The sequence below is a fragment of the Flavobacterium enshiense genome, assembly GCF_022836875.1.
GTDB lineage: Bacteria > Bacteroidota > Bacteroidia > Flavobacteriales > Flavobacteriaceae > Flavobacterium > Flavobacterium enshiense_A.
The window spans coordinates 2,305,210-2,325,089 of sequence record NZ_CP090376.1; the positions used below are offsets into that span (position 1 = coordinate 2,305,210).

Annotated in this window: 21 protein-coding genes; 3 read left to right on the top strand and 18 right to left on the bottom strand. The window is 35.8% G+C overall.

Annotated elements, in window-relative coordinates:
• Positions 1-317 precede the first annotated feature (317 nt).
• The 13 genes from LZF87_RS10325 to LZF87_RS10385 all read right to left on the bottom strand — a co-directional run bounded on the left by LZF87_RS10325 (position 318) and on the right by LZF87_RS10385 (position 11,997).
• Positions 318-935 carry a DUF2238 domain-containing protein gene (locus tag LZF87_RS10325; RefSeq protein WP_244338906.1) on the bottom strand — a complete coding sequence of 206 codons (618 nt, stop codon included), beginning with the start codon at positions 933-935 and terminating at the stop codon, positions 318-320.
• Positions 936-1,059: 124 nt separating this feature from the next.
• Positions 1,060-1,992 carry a hypothetical protein gene (locus LZF87_RS10330; RefSeq protein ID WP_244338907.1) on the bottom strand — a complete coding sequence of 311 codons (933 nt, stop codon included), beginning with the start codon at positions 1,990-1,992 and terminating at the stop codon, positions 1,060-1,062.
• A gap of 335 nt (positions 1,993-2,327) precedes the next feature.
• A complete protein-coding gene (locus tag LZF87_RS10335; protein ID WP_244338908.1) occupies positions 2,328-2,975 on the bottom strand; it encodes a sigma-70 family RNA polymerase sigma factor in 648 nt (215 codons plus the stop codon).
• Between the two features lie 3 nt (positions 2,976-2,978).
• On the bottom strand, positions 2,979-3,362 hold the full coding sequence (locus tag LZF87_RS10340; RefSeq protein ID WP_244338909.1) for a hypothetical protein: 384 nt from the start codon (positions 3,360-3,362) through the stop codon (positions 2,979-2,981).
• Positions 3,363-3,561: 199 nt separating this feature from the next.
• Positions 3,562-4,230, bottom strand: a complete 669-nt coding sequence (locus LZF87_RS10345) for a M24 family metallopeptidase (protein ID WP_244338910.1) — start codon at positions 4,228-4,230, stop codon at positions 3,562-3,564.
• Between the two features lie 55 nt (positions 4,231-4,285).
• Positions 4,286-4,828 carry a hypothetical protein gene (locus LZF87_RS10350; protein WP_244338911.1) on the bottom strand — a complete coding sequence of 181 codons (543 nt, stop codon included), beginning with the start codon at positions 4,826-4,828 and terminating at the stop codon, positions 4,286-4,288.
• A gap of 233 nt (positions 4,829-5,061) precedes the next feature.
• A complete protein-coding gene (locus tag LZF87_RS10355; RefSeq protein ID WP_244338912.1) occupies positions 5,062-5,877 on the bottom strand; it encodes a hypothetical protein in 816 nt (271 codons plus the stop codon).
• A 390-nt stretch (positions 5,878-6,267) separates the two neighbouring features.
• The gene (locus tag LZF87_RS10360) at positions 6,268-7,317 is read right to left on the bottom strand and encodes a hypothetical protein (RefSeq protein ID WP_244338913.1); all 1,050 of its coding nucleotides are present in this window, start codon (positions 7,315-7,317) and stop codon (positions 6,268-6,270) included.
• A 122-nt stretch (positions 7,318-7,439) separates the two neighbouring features.
• A complete protein-coding gene (locus tag LZF87_RS10365; RefSeq protein ID WP_244338914.1) occupies positions 7,440-8,837 on the bottom strand; it encodes an alpha/beta hydrolase family protein in 1,398 nt (465 codons plus the stop codon).
• 201 nt (positions 8,838-9,038) lie between these two features.
• A complete protein-coding gene (locus LZF87_RS10370) occupies positions 9,039-9,488 on the bottom strand; it encodes an SRPBCC family protein (RefSeq protein WP_244338915.1) in 450 nt (149 codons plus the stop codon).
• 124 nt (positions 9,489-9,612) lie between these two features.
• On the bottom strand, positions 9,613-10,161 hold the full coding sequence (locus LZF87_RS10375; protein ID WP_244338916.1) for a dihydrofolate reductase family protein: 549 nt from the start codon (positions 10,159-10,161) through the stop codon (positions 9,613-9,615).
• A gap of 61 nt (positions 10,162-10,222) precedes the next feature.
• The gene (locus tag LZF87_RS10380; RefSeq protein WP_244338917.1) at positions 10,223-11,413 is read right to left on the bottom strand and encodes a DcaP family trimeric outer membrane transporter; all 1,191 of its coding nucleotides are present in this window, start codon (positions 11,411-11,413) and stop codon (positions 10,223-10,225) included.
• A gap of 221 nt (positions 11,414-11,634) precedes the next feature.
• The gene (locus LZF87_RS10385; RefSeq protein WP_244338918.1) at positions 11,635-11,997 is read right to left on the bottom strand and encodes a TfoX/Sxy family protein; all 363 of its coding nucleotides are present in this window, start codon (positions 11,995-11,997) and stop codon (positions 11,635-11,637) included.
• 231 nt (positions 11,998-12,228) lie between these two features.
• On the opposite strand from LZF87_RS10385, the gene LZF87_RS10390 reads away from it, so the two are divergent.
• The 3 genes from LZF87_RS10390 to LZF87_RS10400 all read left to right on the top strand — a co-directional run bounded on the left by LZF87_RS10390 (position 12,229) and on the right by LZF87_RS10400 (position 15,200).
• The gene (locus LZF87_RS10390; RefSeq protein WP_244338919.1) at positions 12,229-12,774 is read left to right on the top strand and encodes a helix-turn-helix domain-containing protein; all 546 of its coding nucleotides are present in this window, start codon (positions 12,229-12,231) and stop codon (positions 12,772-12,774) included.
• Between the two features lie 35 nt (positions 12,775-12,809).
• On the top strand, positions 12,810-13,478 hold the full coding sequence (locus tag LZF87_RS10395; RefSeq protein WP_244338920.1) for a DUF434 domain-containing protein: 669 nt from the start codon (positions 12,810-12,812) through the stop codon (positions 13,476-13,478).
• Positions 13,479-13,778: 300 nt separating this feature from the next.
• Positions 13,779-15,200, top strand: a complete 1,422-nt coding sequence (locus tag LZF87_RS10400; protein ID WP_244338921.1) for a T9SS type A sorting domain-containing protein — start codon at positions 13,779-13,781, stop codon at positions 15,198-15,200.
• A gap of 197 nt (positions 15,201-15,397) precedes the next feature.
• Here LZF87_RS10400 and LZF87_RS10405 read toward each other — a convergent pair whose 3' ends face one another.
• The 5 genes from LZF87_RS10405 to LZF87_RS10425 all read right to left on the bottom strand — a co-directional run bounded on the left by LZF87_RS10405 (position 15,398) and on the right by LZF87_RS10425 (position 19,865).
• Positions 15,398-16,147, bottom strand: coding sequence for a maleate cis-trans isomerase family protein (locus LZF87_RS10405; RefSeq protein ID WP_272494273.1), 750 nt, complete (start codon positions 16,145-16,147; stop codon positions 15,398-15,400).
• A 98-nt stretch (positions 16,148-16,245) separates the two neighbouring features.
• Positions 16,246-17,154 (bottom strand): fumarylacetoacetate hydrolase family protein, encoded by a 909-nt coding sequence (locus LZF87_RS10410; RefSeq protein WP_244338922.1) that lies wholly within the window; start codon positions 17,152-17,154, stop codon positions 16,246-16,248.
• Positions 17,155-17,224: 70 nt separating this feature from the next.
• Positions 17,225-18,334 carry a cupin domain-containing protein gene (locus LZF87_RS10415; protein WP_244338923.1) on the bottom strand — a complete coding sequence of 370 codons (1,110 nt, stop codon included), beginning with the start codon at positions 18,332-18,334 and terminating at the stop codon, positions 17,225-17,227.
• 77 nt (positions 18,335-18,411) lie between these two features.
• Positions 18,412-19,392: a carbon-nitrogen hydrolase family protein gene (locus LZF87_RS10420; protein ID WP_244338924.1), complete on the bottom strand. Its 981-nt coding sequence runs from the start codon at positions 19,390-19,392 to the stop codon at positions 18,412-18,414.
• 20 nt (positions 19,393-19,412) lie between these two features.
• Positions 19,413-19,865: an acyl-CoA thioesterase gene (locus tag LZF87_RS10425; protein WP_244338925.1), complete on the bottom strand. Its 453-nt coding sequence runs from the start codon at positions 19,863-19,865 to the stop codon at positions 19,413-19,415.
• Positions 19,866-19,880 lie beyond the last annotated feature (15 nt).

The following is a 19,880-nucleotide window of genomic DNA, read 5'->3' on the forward strand; positions in this document are numbered from 1 at the left end:
TTTAAAAGACTCAAATTTAATTGGTCCGGTGCAATTATTTATCTTTAGGTTTTATTTCCCGTCAAACTGAATGCCAACTCTAAAATATATTAATCTGTATTTTAAACTAAAGTTGGGTGCTATGTCTTTAAGAGTGGTAAAATTAAAAAATATAAGAAATATCCCAAATTTAATTGTTCACAAATAATGGTTAACGATGACTTTTCGTAATAATGAAAAAATACATTTCACCCCAATCATCATTATTTGGAGATGTAAAAGAGGGGAGTGATTAAAATAAAAATCCCTAACTCAAATCAGGGATTGTTTGTTGGGGTTTAAGACTTCAGCTTTTCAATTGAAGCATTGTGTAATCTTGGTAAAAATGTCAATGCTGCAATTGAACCTACTAATGCTAACAACATATCGGTCTGGGTATCCCAAACATAACCTTGGGTCCCTAGAAATGCCTCTGCGGATTCGCCTGTCATAATCGCAACAAAGGCTTCTATTAACTCATAAAACGAACTGATGGCCAAGCAAATTGAGATACAAATGAAAGATAACCAACTCATTTGCCTTACCACTTGCTTTCGGATTAAAAGTTCCCTTGCTATAATCGCGGGAACAAAACCCTGAATGAAATGGCCTATCTTATCATAATTATTTCTTGAATGATGAAAGGCGTCTTTAATTAAGTCAAACAAGGGAACCTGGGCATAGGTATAATGTCCGCCAATAAATAAGATGTAACAATGAAGTGCAATTAAGGTCAGTAACAAATTGCTGAGAGGAAAAGATCTGTCGGTAAACGCTATGATTATAATGGCAATGATTGCGGGAAAAACTTCTAAAAACCATGTGAAGTAATCATGCGGATTGATTCCTGAAATTAATAACCCCACAACAACCAATATGATAAACAGGTAATACGTTTTTCTGTGCATGAGCTTCATATGTTTTGGTTTAGATTCGGCTGTTTTGTGCAAATAGGACATTTTTTGTTCGGACCAGGTTAAATATACAAAAAAGAGTATTCGTTACAAACTCACAAAAATTCAGTGTTCTTGATTACTTTTTCTACTTGGAAATTTTTTTATTCAGTGTAAAACTGAAATCTTCGTTCCCGATATAAGGTTCGTTCTTTTTGCTCAGGAAAAATAAAACATTATTGTCACCAACAAGGAAAGACATTGATTCTGCAGGTTTGTCGGGATCGATTTGATAGATTACTGCATCAGGATTGGAAGCAATTCCTTTGATGATTGTCCACTTTCCGGAAACATCACGAGGCTCATTATCCACAATTTTACGAATGGTATAAGTTGTAGGAAGATGATTTGCAGGATCCCAATTAAGAATTAATCTCCATTTCAGCTTAAAACAGGATTTACTCGCATTCATTTCGGGATGATCAGTTGATATATCGCGGCAAGGAGTTCTTCCGTCGAAAGTTAACTGTAAAGACTTGTCTTCTGTTAATGCTGAAGCTATTAAAATTTTACCAGAATCAATTGCGTTTTTTCGGTTTAAAGAATAGCTCCAGCCTCCGTTTCCAATCATCAACTGGTTTTGGGGCGTTAGCAGGTGGTATATGTTCTCACTGATTTTTACGATGGTGATTTTGCTTGGCCAACTACTGTTTTTCAGATGGTAAACTGTGCTTCCCATTTTTACATTCCCGTTTTTGGAAACGGAAAAAGTTCCTTCAAAAATACGTTTTTCCCCTCCTTTTTTAAACCCCGATGTATTGGGCTGTCCTTCACCAAAATTGATATTCAGGATAAAAGTATTCTGATTAGCACTTCCTTCGTTTAACTTTAGATTCCATCTGATAAAGTCCACTTTGGTATTGGAGGGAATCGTGAGCAAGGATTTTATTAACTCATCTCCTGGTGTGCTGCCAACTAAAATGATTTCTGACGAACGTCCTGTCGCTGAGCAGGAAGCCATGAGAAATATGCATACCATCAGAAGGAATGCCTCTATGTAATATGCTTTGGCTGTTTTCATATTACGGATGAATTGGAATTGAATTATGATATCTTCAATTGTTCTGGGGAGTGCCTAACAAATTTACCGAAAATTTGAATGGAAAACTTTAAAGAAGAAAGAATAGGTGGATAGTTTTCCCTTGAAGTAAAGAGGCAGCAATATGGAGGATCAGATAATTATTTAAAATTCGTTTTTATTGGATTTATTTTGAAGTTGATTGCAGGCACAGATTCCTTTGGTTGTCGCAATTGTTTAGAGAGTAGAAAAGAGGAGTCACTTAAATAAATAATCCCTAAGCTAGTCAGGGATTATTTATTTTATAGTAAAAAGGATGGCTCATGATTTATTCGCCATCAGAGTTCATGGATTTTCTTCATCACGTTTTCCACCATGGCATTGCAGTATGTCAATTTAAATTCAAACAACTCACTGGCTGAGTATTTTTTTTCTATCTCTTCCCGTAACATGGCTTTTGATCGGTTTAGTCGAACTTTTACATTGGTTTCACTAATTTTCAAAAGATCGGCTGTTTCGGATACATTCAGTCCGTTTATTTCTCGAAGCGAGAATACCATCCGGTAGTCCAACGGAATTTTGGCGAGTGCGTCCTCAATAATATGCCCCAGTTCGCGGTTCTGAATCATTTTATCGGTATCGTTATTCGAGCTGGTAAACATAGGCTTTGCGTTTGCGTTAACATCCTGTGCAATTTCATTTTTAAAACTGGTTTTTTCCTTTCTTCGATAACAGTTATTCAGCATAATGCGGATTATCCAGGTTTTAAAATCCGAGCGGCCTTCAAACTGCAGTAGGCTTTTATAGACATCTATAAAGGTCTCCTGCATTAAATCCTGTGTATCGTCGTGATTGTAATTGTACGATCGGCCTATCTTGTAGAGGTAGGGGTTAAACCGGCGTACAATAATTTCGTAAAGCGCTTTCTCTCCGCCGGCAATACGTTGGATAATTTCTGCTTCGCTGAGTTTTTCAAACTGGATCATAATTTAACCTACTATTTTAGCTATTCTTGCCATCGCAAAAGCGGAAACCGCCATTACAAGATCGCGTACCGCAACATCTATATACTGCATTCCCATCAGTAGTGACAGGGCAATTAGGACGAGCCACGCCGACACAATATAACCACCGATTTCTGTTTTTTTCAGTACGATGATTCCGGCAATGATTTCAACAATACCTACAATCATCATAAACGTATGGCCGGAAAAAGGCAGCATGCCCGCCATAGTCGGATTAAGATAATCTTCCCAATGTGTAAGCAAATTAGTGAATTTATCGGCTCCTGCAACCATAGGTACAATACCAAATGTAAATTTTAACAGGTTCAACACCGGTGTTAAAGACTGTTTTACATTATTAGTTTCCATTTCTTTTGGTTTTACATTGTTTCTATAATTATTAGAGTAAACCAAAAGGGGAAAGGTTACAAAAAATTTTGTTTGGGATAGTAATTGAGCGTGTGTGGGGATTTTGTTCGTTTAGCTATGTCATTACACAAAAAAAGGTTTCAGTTATGCACCGAAACCCTACTTACTCTAAACCGTTGTTAGCGGTTCGTTGTTTCATTTATACTAATAATTGTTCGAAAAATCCACCAATTTTATTTTTTCGATCAACAAAATGTATTTCTAAGATCCAATGTCTTTCATTACCGTTTGCGTCAAGTGAAAACATATCATTGTGATTTTCAGGATGAACATATAATTGATAATTTCCAGGCTCTAATCTTTCATGTGGATATTCCCCAATTAAATGTCCTGCAATTTCGCCTCCAAACTCCCAACCAAATTCATTTGCTTTTTGTTTTACAAAATCAAATAATTCACTTGCTTTAAGAGTTTTCTGGTTGTCAAACCAATTCTTTGTTTCATACCAAGCCTTTTCAACATCATTTTTTAATTTCAGTTTTTCTGAATTATTTCCAATAACATAAGTTCTTCCTAAATCCGCTTCCCAATTTTCTATAATTGGTCCAAAATCAAAAAATAAAATATCATCATCCTTTAATATTTTATTTGGTGGGTTTTCAGTGTATGGAAATAAAGTATTTTCTCCACTTCTCACAATCTTTTTGTGCCAATGATTTTCAATACCAAACATCTCAAATGCTAAATTGAAAATTTCCTTATTAAGTTCTTCCTCTGATTTCCCTGCTAAAATTAATTTTTTTTCTTCAACTGTTTTAAATAATTGAATTGCAATGTTTTCGGCTTCTAATAATTTTGTCTTAATCATTTTTTATTCAAAAAATTTGGTTTGTTTTTTTGTGTTTCGTACAACAGTGGTAACACTAAATTTTGATATCATTAAAATGCAATTTTACTGGAAATATTTTCAGCTTTTGAAACTTTTCAGCTTTAATCCCAAAAGAATTATAAGGGTCATAAGGTATTGCAGTAATTATTAAATGTTCTTTTTTACCATCGTTGTCGATATCTCTATCAATGGCCAAAGTAAAAAGATTGTCGGTCAAGGAAATTATTTCAAATTTACCTACCTTGTGTGTTCCGAAATAAAAATTGATATGATTGCCAACAGGTTCCCATCTTAAAACAGTTGTATTATTAGTGCAATAATCATTTGTAAAATAGGTGTCTTCAAACTGATATACTTGACCTTCATTGTTTCTAAATCCAAAATAATCTCTATTACAATCTGGGTTATGGTCATAGAGATAAAGTGTTTCATTCCATAGTATGGTGTCGTAGGACCAGCCTTTGAGCAATAAATTGGGTTCAAAAGTTAGGGGTTCAGAAATTGGAGTTGTATTTTCATCTTTATTGCAAGAAGCAAATAACAAAACTAAAAAAGTTAGAAATATTATTTTTTTCATGGACCAATTGGTTTTAATAGTTGATAATCGGATGGAGGAATAATTTCTTTTAGAAATTGGTGATTGTTTCTTACAGTTTTTAGTTTGCCTATAACGTCCCGCCGGCTTCAAGAAATTGGGGATTTTTGTTCCCAAACTATTCCATTAGGACTGAAGTCAAATATATAAAAGTGCCTTTAAATTTTGCCTTAAACCCCCACTTTCACAAAACCACTGTTAGCAGCAGTCTTACTTTATTCTTTTCTTGATATTTTTTCCCATGCTTCCATTGTAAGCACAACTAAATCATTTTTTTTACAATCCCAAATTGAAACATATTTTTTTGAAACGACGTGATTTTTTTCCCATCCAGCTTGTGTTTGGTATAGCATCATTGTACAGATGTCGGTTGGAGTAAATATTTCGTTATATCCTGGTAGATGATTGTGCATTATTCCTAACATGTCTTTTTTTCCATAATCAAAAGCAAGCATCCCCTTATGAAGTCTACTTGTTTTTTTTAAATCACCGTTTTTATTAAAATTGATTAAATAATCATTGCCTATTATTACTTTACCATTTTCTTTTGAAGCAGTTAAAACATATGCTTTCTTTTCTTTTCCTGTGATCAGTGGGACAATATTATAGCTTGTATTTTCATAATATTTAAAGATTGTATCAGTTTGAAGCGCTTCAATAGTTTTTGTCCTCAAATTCAAATAATCTTGTTCTAATGAATTCACTTTTCGCTCAGATAAATCAATTTTAGCTTTACTTAAATCAAAGGATTTGTCAAAAGATATTGTTCCAATTACAATTGTTTTATCATTTTTTGAAACAAATACACATTTAGGACTATCTCCGTCTGTGTAAGAAACATAACCTCCAACATTAGATTCATTTTTATACTGCTCGAGAAAAAGATCAGTTCCATGCCATGATGCTTTTTCTGATTGATATAATAAAAGGCCCTCTTTTAAAGTATTTTCTTTAAGTTTTTCGATTTTACTTTGTGCAAAATTATTTATAGAAAGAAATAATGAAATTGTTAATGTTAAATGTAGTTTCATATATAGTTTTAGTTTATAAAAGATTACTGCTAAATTCTAAATAGACGAAAAGTTCAAATTTTGTTCTGAAATCTTATTTGTGCAAAATGTTTGTTGGTAGCAATTATTTGTTTTTTCGCAGATTACCAAGTTTAATTCTCCAATTTATTTCCAAACTGATTTGTTGTTCATATATGAATTCGGGTTTATTGTTTAAATTCAATATTGAAGGTTGATAAATCAGTCCAAAATGGATTGTTTTGCCGAGTCTGGCGGCTGATTTGTCGATTATGTTGGCAAATATATAAAAAAATGAAAGAAAAGTTTTCGTTTTTAAAATAGAATGCTAATGTGGCTCCTCCGATTAATACACCATGGAACCACCTAAACTCATCATTAGCTGAAGTTATTCTATTTCGTCTGCATTTGTTTAAGGAAAAATTTTATTACCTCAAGATTTACCTCTGAAGTAGTCCAATGCCCAACATTTTCATACGTTTTAAAAATTACATTAACGTTGTAATTCCTGTAAATTTCCTGACACTTTATGTAACGATCCTGTGTATTTCTTCCCAAGTTATCGTTGATTAGTTTACTCTCTTTATCGCTATAGGCGTCATCATACTGAACAGCATCATTATCGTCCAGTTTTCCCATGTATACGAATTGTGGTATGGCTTTAAATTGATCAGAATCAAAGCTTTTACCAAATAGTTGTGTGAAATCATTTAGACCAATCGGATAATTAAGTTTTACAGTATTTAGTTTCTTTTCAGGAAGCATTAAGTTTCCGTTAAATCCACCGATGGCCATGGCTTTAATAATTTCGGGATGGATATAGGAAAAACGATTTGTGAATGTTGCAGAAGCTGAAAATCCATTCATGAAAACTTTGGTGTCCACTTCAATATTTGCTTCATTCAAAATACGTTTGGCATCTTTTATCATTTCCAATAACTGCAAATCAAGTCTTTTTAGTTCGGATGACTTATCCATTATGACGTCCCTGTCTAAAGCATGGGTATAAACCAAAGGTTGTGACGAAGGTCTAGGGAAAATGGGAACAAGTAATGGGATTTTAAGTTCAGTCGAAACGTTGTTGCCTACTGAGCTTACAGATGCCAAATCAATAGCATGTTTTTTATGAATTTCAATACTGTCCGATACTTTGCCTGTATTGTTGGGTTCTACAAGCAAAAATATTTTTTTGTTTCGCGGAGTTCCTTTTGGAATAAATAAAATGTATTCATTTTGAAATCCTTTTTTGGGGTTTTGATTGACAATAATCAAACTGTCTTTTTTGAAAACTTCAGTTTTTGAGTTTTGACCAAAAGAAACGAAAAAGGAAAGCAGAAAAAATAGGATAGATGTAAAACGCATATTTTTTTGGATGATAAAGGGTATTTGTTTAGAATTTCCGGTCTTTATTTCGGAGGTGGCTTTATCTTTTTCCTTGTCCATAATAATTGAATTTTTATGGGTCATTGTTTTTTCTTCCTATTGACCGTTTATCTCAAATTTACGAAAAGTTCGAGTTTTGTTTTTAATTCCAAGTCATAGGAAAACTGTGTCAACATAAATTTTTACTTAGTTTGATTTAGTATCCATTTCGTGATTTCCTCTAAAGCGACAGGGGAGAAGGTCTGTTCGATTTCGGCGTATTCGCTCGGTGATCCTGTTTTACATTCCTGAAATAAATGGTTCAGGTTTGGAAATTCCTTTACAGTTACTTTTTTGTTGCCGCCTTTTTTTAAGGAGTTCTCAATTGCTGATAAATTTACTTTTGCTGGAACCTGTAAATCCTTTTCTCCATTAACGGCTAAAACAGGGCATTTCACTATCTCTAAAGTTGTTGACGGATCAAATCTTAAGAAATATAACATCCACGGACTTGTAATCTGTTCAACCTGAACGGAAATGAATTCATCTTCACTCATTCCGCTTGGAATTTCGGCAGTCGGATCGTTTTTAAGCATTTCTTTGATAATTTGCTTTACGTCGGATTTTAGTTTTTCGTCATCTGTCGATTTAATTACCATCTCAAATATCTTCTTGTTGTTTTGATATGTTTTTTGGATGTCGGTTTCAGAAGCGCCGGCAGCTTTTCCAATTAATTCCTGTTGAAGCAATAACAATTTATCTCCCTGAATCCCGGTTCCTGCCAGTAACACAATAAAATCAACGTCTTTTGATTTTGAAGCGATCATTGGAGCAATGAGGCCTCCTTCACTATGGCCCATTAAACCGATTTTCTTTTTGTTGATTTCCTTTCTTGTCTTTAAATAGGCAATTGCGCTTTCCACATCCGTAGCAAAATCTGCTGAAGTAGCTGTTTTAAAATCGCCTTTTGATTGTCCGATACCTCTGTCGTCATACCTTAAAACAGCAATGCCGTTTTTGGTTAGATAATCCGAGATAACTAAAAAGGGTTTATGTCCTAAAAGTTCTTCATTTCTGTTTTGAGGTCCGCTGCCTGTAATTAAAATTACGACCGGAAAATTACCTTCTTTTTTGGGTAGTGATAATGTTCCTGCCAGTGAGATATTTGCCTTTGGATTGCTAAAGGTAATGTCTTCAGTATAATAAGGATAGGGTGTTACGGGTTCTTGAGGTCTTTTAATGGTTTCCTTTTCAATTGGTTTTCTTGACAAGTTCATTGGAAACTCATAACCCGATTGTTTGAATGTTCCGATTATTTCACCCTCTTTAAATTCGCCTGAGTATTCAATTCGCGCATTGGTAACTTCTATTTTAAGTTTAGAATTTTCAAAAGAAGTACTTGTTGTTGGGATTCCGGTAGCACCTTGGTCCGGACTGTCCATTGTGGAAGTAAAACCGTTGCCAGATTTGGTAATATGGAAAACCAGTCTTAACTGAGTGCCCTGGACTTTCAAAACACCATTCCATTGCCCGGTTATGTCTTGGGCAGATGCTGTTATGATTGTAATTAATGATAAAAATAGGGTTAAGATCGGTTTCATATTTTGATGTTTGTTAGTTGTTTGGTATTAGAATGGTTTGATGTGAATTTTGCTGATTCAAAATGATCCCATCATAAAACTTCTACCTCTGAATAATTTGTAAAAATAAGAAAATTCATCGCACTGTAGTTTTGTTTTATAATAAAATAAGGGGAAAGTTAAGCTTTCCCCTTATTTTATATTTGACAGTTTGTTAAAAATTTATGCGTCCGGAATTTCGGGCTCAACCAACTTAATTAGCTTTTCCAGGGATTCCTGCCACCCTAAATAACACATTTCAGCCGGTATAACTGAAGGAATTCCTTCCTGTGTGATTTTTATTTCGGTTCCACAAGAAACTTTGTTTATCCAAACCGTCGTAATCATTTCGCCGGGAAGGTTAGGGTCATCAAACTGATCGGTATATTTCAGAAATTCATTAGGTTTGATATCGATATATTTTCCTCCGAAGGAATGACTATTACCGGTTGAAAAATTGTGAAATGACATTCTATAGGTTCCTCCAACCGCTACGGTCATTTCGTGTACAGTACAAAGGAAGCCATAGGGAGGTATCCAGGATGCAAGTGCATTAGCTTCGGTAAATGCACGATAGACTTTTTCAGGAGAGGCTTTGATAACTCTGTGTAATGAAACGCTGTTTGTTGCCATAATATTGATTGATTAAAAAATTCCTGTTTGTTTTGACTTTTTAAGTAGGCGCTGTTCTAGCAAGTTTATAAATTTAATTATTTTCAATTAATTACGTCGGATTATTCTTAAAATAAATTTTGAGTTACACTTTTAATTCAGCTTTGCATTTGTAATGGAGCTGAGTCAATCCTTTATCAAAATGCTTAACGGAAACAAGTTCGAGGATTTGTTCAGGTCGTCCGTCTTTGAAAAGTCTTGTGCCATTGCCAACTAAGATCGGAATGATGGAAATAATAAACTCGTCAATTAGATTTTCTTTTAGAAGCTCGTTTACAATTTCGGCACCGCCATCAATAAAAATGTTTTTGCCGGGTTCGTTTTTTAATTTTGTAATCAGAGCTTTAAGTGAGTCATTGTAAAAATTTGTTTTACCGATACTTGATCTTTCTGTTCTTGTTATTACAAATGTGTTTTTGTCGGCATGGACGAACTCCGGCACATGTGCCATAATCCAATCGTATGTTTTTCTTCCGAGTATTACAGTATCGACCGACTTTATAAAATCTGCGTATCCATAATCTTCTCCCTCTTTTTCAACTATTGATAAAAAACTTAAGTCGTCATTCGGTTTTGCGATGTAGCCGTCTAAACTTGTTGCGATATATAAAATTACTTTTCTATCCGTTGTCATTTTGCTTATATGTATCTTTTATAGTTATGATATTAAACAAGATGTTCATTAAATTGAATTTCTATTTTTTGATTTGTTGGCTGAAAAAATACCTGAAGCTAATCTGGATTTTTGTGGCAGATGTTGTCCAGCCGTCCTTATAATTTTCGCGGTTAATCCACTGAAGTTCAATTCCGGAAGTAAAATTAGAGAAGGGTTTGTATAAAAGATTGGTACTGGCATAACGTCCGTGACGGAAGGCATCCGGACTTTGCGCATTAGAATTGTCAATTTTTATTGCGGAATAACCAATTATGCTGCTAAACTTTTCATTCCATTGATGATTAAGATAGGCTGTGTAGCCATAAAGCGGTAATGCTACACCTTTGATGGGAGCTTTTGCATTCCCAGGATCATTTTCGATGCCGATATCTGTAGGGGCATCGTTCATGAAGTTCTGAATGCCTTTTCCTACCACTGTCTGCCCAATGAATAAGCTCTTTTTACTTAATTTAAGATTGGAACTCAGGTTAAAGCCCCATCCATAGACTTTACCGCTATAATCATCAGGAAGCTCACCTTGGTCTACCCATTCAATTTTACGGACGGCACCAGCTAATTCAGCATAACCCCAGTCTCGCGTAACCCGAAATTCGGCTGTCAGGTCAGGCATATCAAATTTCGGTTTAACATCACTGAGTTCAATCCTGTCGCGATAGACACCTTGGTCGGCACTTGCACCCGGGCGTTCAAGTGCGATTGCCAGTCTGTTTCTGCCATTAAGAGGAATAAAACGCAACTGGACATTTTTACACAGTGACATACCTGAAGGGCCCCAGTATTCAATGGAATTCGGAAACCCGTCAAAATCGCAGAACAAACCCCAATTATGACCAAAACCCAACATTCCTAATTCGGCATACGCATAAAGCAAGTGAAATGTAGTTTGTCCTGCATCGACACCGACTCCAAACAAGTCAAATGAAAAACGCGTCGTTAACTCGCCATAAGGTGTAGGTGTTGAAGTGTTAAGTCCCAGCATGGACTGTCGAACGCCAAAAAAAACATTTCCATCAGTACCAAATTCATTTTTATGGGACGGCAGTTGTGTTGGACGCAAGACATCATAGTAATCGGGATTGATCTGGTTAAAATTGTAACCCGTATCAGTCATAATCTGTCCCGTAATTATAAAAGTACTTTGATTTTCCTGTTGAGCCACAAGGCTAAAGGAAATTAGGCTTATAGCCAATGTTAAGGAGAACTTTTTCATAAGCAAGAAGGCGATGGCCACTGTATTTGATAGTCAAAGTCCGAATATTTATTCAATCTGTTGATTGTCAATTGGAAGGTTTGTTTTCCAATGACATGTATACATTAAAAGGGGCTACCGAAAGAGAAAACTTGCTTACTTTCGTTCCTATAAAATTAAGAAAAATATTGATAAAATGTTGATTTTTATTTAATTACATTTTTTAATAAAATCACATACAATTATTTTCTTTTTTTACTCGCTTTAGCAAGCGGATTAAAGTCTAAACAAAGTTGCAGCCAATAGGCTAAATCTTTTGCGCTTTTATGCCCGCTTTCAGTAACAAATATAAAACCGGCCATTGGTTTTCCGGTAAATTCCATTGGAATGACATTATCCATTTCGATTGCTTTTACGTAGGCATCTTCACCGATCCTGCAAAGCAAAAAATCTTCATTTGTTTTTTTATCGATATGGGTTCCGCAACACATTTTGTCATCAACCATAAAGCAAACGCCGCTGAACATTTTCTTTTCATAAAAGTCAACATTTTTTTGCTGAAAGAATTCCCGGATTCTTTGAGCAGTGTTTTCGTTAAATGCCATAAATTTTGATTTAGAAAATATTGGTTTTGACTGTCATTAAGAAACGTATTTATAAATGTAATAAAATACATCAAAAAAAAACGAACCGTAATGTGTCTTGTGATTAATTTTTAAGTTTAAAAAAATAATCACTAAATTGTGGTCAAACAAGAAATATAAAAAATAAAATCACAGTTTAGTGATTAAATATAATTTAAAAATAAAATAATCACGATATCATATCATAAAACTATGATTAAATCAAAAAACTACTTAAGAGATGCTTTAGGGTTAACACAGGAAGAAACAGCTATGTTGTTAAGGGTTACCAAAAGTCAATTGGCTATGTTTGAAATCGGGCAACGTGATTTGCCTACGAAAGCAATGCTGAAACTGATAACTATGCATAATTACCTGCAAAACAAGGAGCAGGAAAAGGTTCAGCATATAGACCAGAAATCTGAAAATTCTAAAATCATTAAACTATTGGAAGTAGAAATCGTAAAAAATAAATATAAACAGGCATTGCTGGAGCGAGAATTAGCGCGTTTGAAATCCAATCATCAAAAAAGCCTTTCAAATTTGCAGCTTGCTGAATATTTGGAAACGCAGCTTGAGGAAGGTGAAAAACCCGGAAAAGAATTTATCGGTGTGATACGTACTAAAGGCTTGAGAGGAATGGATAAAAACGGACTCTCTGCACAGAAAAAATTGGAACTCAAAATAAATGCGCTTCAAAAGTATCAGAACGAACTTGAAAAGGAGTTAAAGCATTACAAATTTAGTATAAATGATTGATGCATTGGAATTATAAATAAAATTCATTTGAATGTATGGGAAAACAATCCAATAGGGGGAAAGATGCAAAAGACGATGTCTTGTTTGGAAATCAGGCGCGACTGATTTTTAAAGAAGCTTTACGAGATTTACATTATCTGCTCTCCAGAAATTATTCCGAAAAGAATGCCTTGCAGACAGTAGGAACACGGTATAAATTGACCCAAAGACAGATTCGGGCGATTCAAAGTATGGCTGCATCGGAGGAGCAGCTGACTGTTGTGAAAAGTAAGATTGTCACTATTGAAAATCTGAAAGGGAAAGATTTAGTATTGGATGGGTTCAATGTGCTTATTTTACTGGAAAGCTTGTTTTCCAATGCCTATTTGTTCAGGGGTATGGATGGTTGTTATCGCGATTTGTCAAGTGTTCACGGAACGTATAAAAAGGTCAGCCAGACCTCTCAAGCCCTGGATTGTGTTGCCAGGTTTTATAAAAAGCACGAAATCGGAAATATTATCTGGATATTTGATAAGCCGGTGTCAAACAGCGGAAGGATTAAAAAAATGATTGAGGAATTAGCAGACAAAGAAAATCTGAATTGGACCGTTATTTTAGAGAACAATGCAGATCAGTCCATCATCGAACAACAGAAAATCACGGTTTCGTCCGATGCCTTTATCATCGAAATTGCTCTCATTGGTTTAATTTCATTGGTTATCTGATCGAAGAAGAAAAAGTCCCTGCTACCGTTTTTGAAGTGGATTTGTAAATTGAATAATTGAATAGGAATGATTATGATGATGTTTCGTTATCTGTAAAATTTTCTAAACATGTATTTACAAGCTTTATTTTGAAATAACATTTAAACTATATTAATTTACTGATTGTTAGTTAATTAGCAAGTTAAAAATAATGATTTTCTAAGAAAAAAAGGAGATTAAATCGTAACTTTATACACCTCAAATTTTTCCATATTGTTTAATTCTTATACTTAATTGTTTAACTATTAAAAAATTAACGTTATGAGAAAAATTATATTCTTAATTAGTTTTCTTGCCTCATTGATTGGTTTTGCTCAGGGAGGTTCTTTGGATTTTAGTTTTAATTTTCAAGGAACAGTTAGTCCTGAAACGATACTGAAAATACAACCAGACGGTAAACTAATATTACTAGAAAAATTCAGAGGAATCGATGATTTAACTGAATACACTAAAATAAGTCGCTTATATCCAGATGGGTCTTATGATATGACTTTTTCTGGCGGAATTGGATTAATCGTTTTTAATGAAGTTTCCACACTTGCGATTCAGTCTGACGGTAAGATTTTAATTGCCGGTAATTTTGCTAAGATAGAAGACGGTAAGGTATCAAGGATGGCTCGCTTAAATCAAGATGGTAGTTTCGATGAAAGTTTTGCGGAAGCGGATTATACAGGAATCGAAACCATAGCAGTTTTGCCTGATGATAAAATCCTGATTGGGGGAGATTTCCCTGAAGGGATTGTAAGATTGTATTCGAACGGAGGTATAGATCCATTTTTTGAATCATCAATTGATTCAAAACCAGAAGGTCAGTCGGTTTCAAATATTGTGGTAATGAAACCAGATAATAAAATTATAGCAGCTGGTCATGTTACTGTTAATGGAATTGATAGAAGGGTCTTTATGCTAAATTCTGATGGTGCATTAGACACGACTTTCAATGAACCCTTAAATATCGATTGGGCTGACGGGGATTTATGGAGACCGCAATTTTTAGCTCTTGATAATAAAGATAATATTTTGATCGGATGGCCATTTAGGGTTTTTTCAGAACCGAATGAAGACTTAGGGTTTAATTTCGTCAGATTGTCGCCAAATGGAAACATAGTCACTTATTATCACCCAACACCCATTACAAACGATTGTGTCTTAGGTATCTTTCCAGCTTTTTTACAGGATGATGGAAAAATAATTATGACAGGTAATGAATGTATAGATTATTATGGAACAGAATTTAACGGAATCTTAAGATTAAACAGCGATGGTTCGCTCGATGAAACATTTAACCCGGGAAATGGTATAGATGGTGTGATATCTAGTGTTGCCGTTCAACCAGACGACGGTAAAATAATAATTGCAGGTTCCTTTAATGAATATAACGGATTCGCAGTTCCTAATCTTATCCGTATTACTACCGAAAGACTCTCAACAAACGGATTTGACAGTACTGGCTTTGCTATTTACCCGAATCCGGTTGCGGATTTTCTGTATATCCAATTTCCGGATGGTATAAGTGATGCAGATATAGATGAACTTGAAATTTATGATGTAACTATGAAAAAAATCGATTTCGACGGATTAAATGAAGACGTAATTGATGTAAGCGGTTTTTCAGAAGGTGTTTATCTGATTAAAATAAAAACAATTGATTCTATCTATACATCTAAGTTTGTAAAACATTAAGAAATAAAAAATGAGTTTCAATGGAAACTCATTTTTTATTGTCACGTATGATGCTTAATTATTTTTTAACACTCATTTATCGGTTTCAATCATGGATCAAAATTATATCTGTCATGCCGGCTAATCGGATTCATAAGTAGGTTATGAGCATTAAGTTCCTTTTGTTGGCATGACATAATATTATGAGATTTAACGGACTAATATTTTCCGCTTAATAATTCTCCTCCGATAGGAGCTTTAGCTTCAATACCTAATTTTTTCATCATTTCATAAGTAGTACAAACCGCAGCAGAAATTACTGGGATTCCGACTTCCTTCTGAATTTGGTCAATTGCTTCCAAAGAAGGCATTTGCACACAAGCCGATGCTACTAAAACATCAACGCCGGTTAAATCCAATCGTTTGTAGATTTCCAATAAATTCATCGGATCCTGAGCAGCAACTTCTAAATTGTCCGGGATTTCCAATGCAATCGAATCCACTACTTCAAAACCTTGGTGTTCAATATAATCCACAACCAAGTCGGTAAGCGGACGCATATATGGAGTAATAACAGATACTTTTTTCGCACCTAATACTTTCAAACCGTTTATCAACGCTCCGGCAGAAGTTACAATCGGAGTAGGGAAGTCGTTAGCGATGGTTTCCTGATGTAAGTTTACTTCAGAAACACAGTGATAACCACGGCCCATGCTCATAATAGCTACCAAACAAGCGTAACCCATTACATCTACATGTGCATCGGATAATTCCTGAGCACATTTTAAACTCATGGCATCCATTGCTTCCAATTCTTCTTTGGTTACTTTTTTCATTCGCATTCTGCTTGAATGGAAAGTAAAACGCTCCGGCAAAATCGTTTCACGCGAACGGAAAATCGCTGGTATTTCTGTTTCCATCGTTACATTCGACGATGGCACTATTTGTCCAATTCTGAATTTTTTCATTTTTTGTTATTTTGGAACGCAGATGAAACGGATATTCTAACGCGGATTTTTGCGGATTTCTCTATTTTTTCTTTGTTCTGTATTCTATAATCTGATAATTAAATTTCTTTGATCGTGTTAACGATTGTTCCAATGCCTTCCACAGTAGCTTCCACTACATCACCGTTCCACATCCATTCCTGAGGATTTCTCCCGGCACCAACTCCGGCAGGCGTTCCTGTAGCAATGATGTCACCTGGCTCTAAAGTGAAAACAGTACTCAAGTCATTAATTAAATCGTTGATGTTGAATAACATGAATTTAGTATTGGAATTTTGTTTTTCAACTCCGTTTAGTTTTAACGATAAATTTAGGTTGTGCGGATCTTGGATTTCGTCTTTGGTTACCAAAATCGGCCCCATTGGAGCGAAAGTATCCTGACCTTTGGAAACAATCCACTGTCCTGAACGACGGCAATCTCTCGCAGAAATATCGTTAATCACGGTATAACCGAAAACATAATCCATAGCATTTTCTTTCGGAACATACTTTCCTTCTTTCCCGATAACAACCGCTAATTCAACTTCCCAATCCAATTGCTGGGTTAGTTTTGGATTGTGTAAAATCTCCGTATTGGTAGCCGTAACTGTTGTTGGTGGTTTGGAGAAAATTACGGGTTGTTGTGGTAATTCATTTGAAGTATCTAAAGTACGTGCACTTTCCGCTACGTGCTCTGTATAGTTTAATCCGATTCCGATGATGTTTTTTCTAGGTTTTTCGATTGGCGCCAAAATCGTTACGTCATTCATTGGGTAAGAAATCATTTCAAAATCAATTTCTCTTGTATTTCCGATCATTTCATTGATTTCCGCGATAACTTCAAATCCCATGTCAATTAAGTCCAACATGTCGTCAGGAAGCGGGAAGTTATGAATTCCTCCAAAATCTTCCATATCCACCACGCGGTTATTGTGTATAAAACCTAATCTTGATTCAGACTCTTTTGTTTTGTATGTAAGTAGTTTCATTTTCTTTTAAGTTTCTGAGTAACTGAGTTACAAAGTTTTAATCTATTATCTATGTTCTATTTTCTTTCTTCTAAATTAATTCCTGATGACCATTGTTTTCAGTGTATTCTCTGTCCTGATACAATCCCAATGATTCAATCACTGGTAAATCATTGAATGAGAATAAACAAGCATCTTCCGTTTCCGATAAATTCACGTGTTCGTGCCAAGCCCATGATGGTACACAGAAAATATCTCTTTCTTTCCAGTCAAATCGCTTACCGTTAATGATGGTATAACCGTGACCTTTAGCACACTGATACACGAAAGAACCCGTATGCTTGTGGGCTTTTCCTTTGAAACCTGCCGGTAATAACTGCATTGATGCTCCCATGGTCTGCATTACATGTCCACCCGTTAACGGGTTGGAATACTGCATGATAATCCCGTCAAAAGGAGAGCCTTCGTTTACTTTGGCAACTTCCAGTAAAGCCGGATAAACGTTTTTCCATGAATATTTAAATAGTGGCGAATAGGCTTTGTTCCATTCTTTATCGGCAGGAATCAATCCAGTTCCACCGTAGGTCATCGGAGAGTGGTTGATAGGCGAGACCAAAGGTTGTTTTCCGTCAAAAACCGCATAATCATTAGCTTCCAACGCATTCACCAACGGAATGTCCAAACCATCCTGCCAAATGCAAGTTTCCCCGTCAGCTTCTACACCGTGCTCGTGCCAGGTTGAATTTGGCGTAATCACGAAATCGTTGACTTCCAGCATTATTTTATTGCCGTCCACTACAGTATAGCCTTTGCTTCCTTCCATGATAAAGCGTAGGGCAGAGGCCTTGTGGCGGTGCGCCGACGTACTTTCGCCAGGGCGCGTTACCTGAATTCCGGTATACAACCAACCCACAGCGGCACTCACGTCTTTGCGTTTGTCGTTTACCAGATAAACTACACGACGGCCTGCCTGTTCCGGAGTAACTAATTCGGATGATTTTAAAACCAGCGAACGCAAATCTTCATATTTCCAAAGCATCGGAACAGAAGAGGAGCGAGGCTCCCAGGGTTCGATATCATTGGCAACAGTCCACAAAGCACCGGCACCAAGGTCTTCTAATTCTTTATAATAGGCTATTAGTTCCGGAGAGTCCTGAACTCGCGCGCGACCTATTACGTCATCTGAAAATTTATCTTCCATAATTTTATTTTTTTTGAAGCGAATGTCCCGATAACTATCGGGATGGTCATTTTTGCTGTCCATTCCTGCTGTTCGCTTTATCTTTTGTAAAACTCCTCCTGGTCGTCAATAAAAGTAATTTTTCTGGTTGGTGAAACATTCACACGCAAATCGAAAATATCAAATCGGTTGTAATGTCCGAGAATATCGTGCATTTGCTTCGGTTGAATACACTTCGCCAAATCAATTTCAGCATAAGCGATTCCTTCCTCATCAATTAATGGTTCCCCGATAACTGCTCCGTTCGGGCCCACAAATCCTGAGAAAGCAGAGTTTTTGCGTGTCAGCAATTCATCAACATTCGGAACATCATCGCGTAACGCATCCATAATTTCCTGAGAAATAGTAGAACACGAAACAATGGTGAATAATTTTCCTTCGAAAGAATGTGCTGCGGCACGGATTTTAATTGCTTCAGCCATATTGTAGTCTGGTGGCGCAACCGGCAACGAAATGTAATTCGCTATGTGAATCAATTCACCTTGCGACAGAAGTGTGAAACGTGCTAACGTATTGGTATTCTCACCGCAAGCTAACGTTCCGATCGGACCAATTTCTGTATCATAAACTTTCAAAGAAGAACCGTCTCCGGATGTCCATGTTAGTTTCTCAGCCCAGGTTGGTACCAATTTTCGGTGTCTTCCGATAAGTTTTCCGTTGTTGTCGATGATTAAATTGGTGTTGTAAATCTCACCAAAACTTTTACCTCGCTCGTTAATCCCGATTACGATGTGTATGTTGTTATCTTTCGCTGCCTGATATAATGGCTGCATGGCAGCATCATCAACGGCTGCAGAATTCTTATACAATTCTTCATACCATTTGCTGCCCTGAACCGGGGTCATAATCCAGTTCCAGTATGGATAACCGGCAATGAATACTTCTGGAAATGCGATTAACTGCGCTCCGTTGCTGCTTGCTTCTTTAATGAAAGAAATAGCTTTTTCGACCGTTTTTTCAACGTTTAGAAAAACAGGTGACGTCTGAACGGTAGCGGCTTTGAATTTTGAAAAATCCATTCTCAATTATGAGTTATAAGTTATAAATTATGAGTTTTAAACTGCTCTAAATCGATCACGAATTTAGATATTTTTTGCTTCATTTCTTCAGAGAACGTCTCGGCAGAAATAGTATGACGGTCTTCTGCTATTTTTACGTTAACCAAAGTTACCTCGCCTTCCAAACAGGTTTTTCCGTTTTCATCTTCAAATTTAAAACCGCATAGGAGGGAAGAATCCCCCATTTTTTTTACCCAAAGTTTTTTGGTTAAGGTTTCGCCTAAACGAGCGGCTTTTTTGAACTGTACTTTTAAATCGACAGTCGGAATACCATTCGTCTCGTGCATTTTGGAAAATGGGCGGCCCAGTTCTTCTTCGAACCAGTCTTCTACGATGCCATTAAGCATTTCCAGAAATCTCGGATAGAATACAATTCCTGCATAATCGATATGCTGGAAGCGTATTTTTTCTTGTTTTATAAAGGGTTGATTCATGATTTATATTTGAAC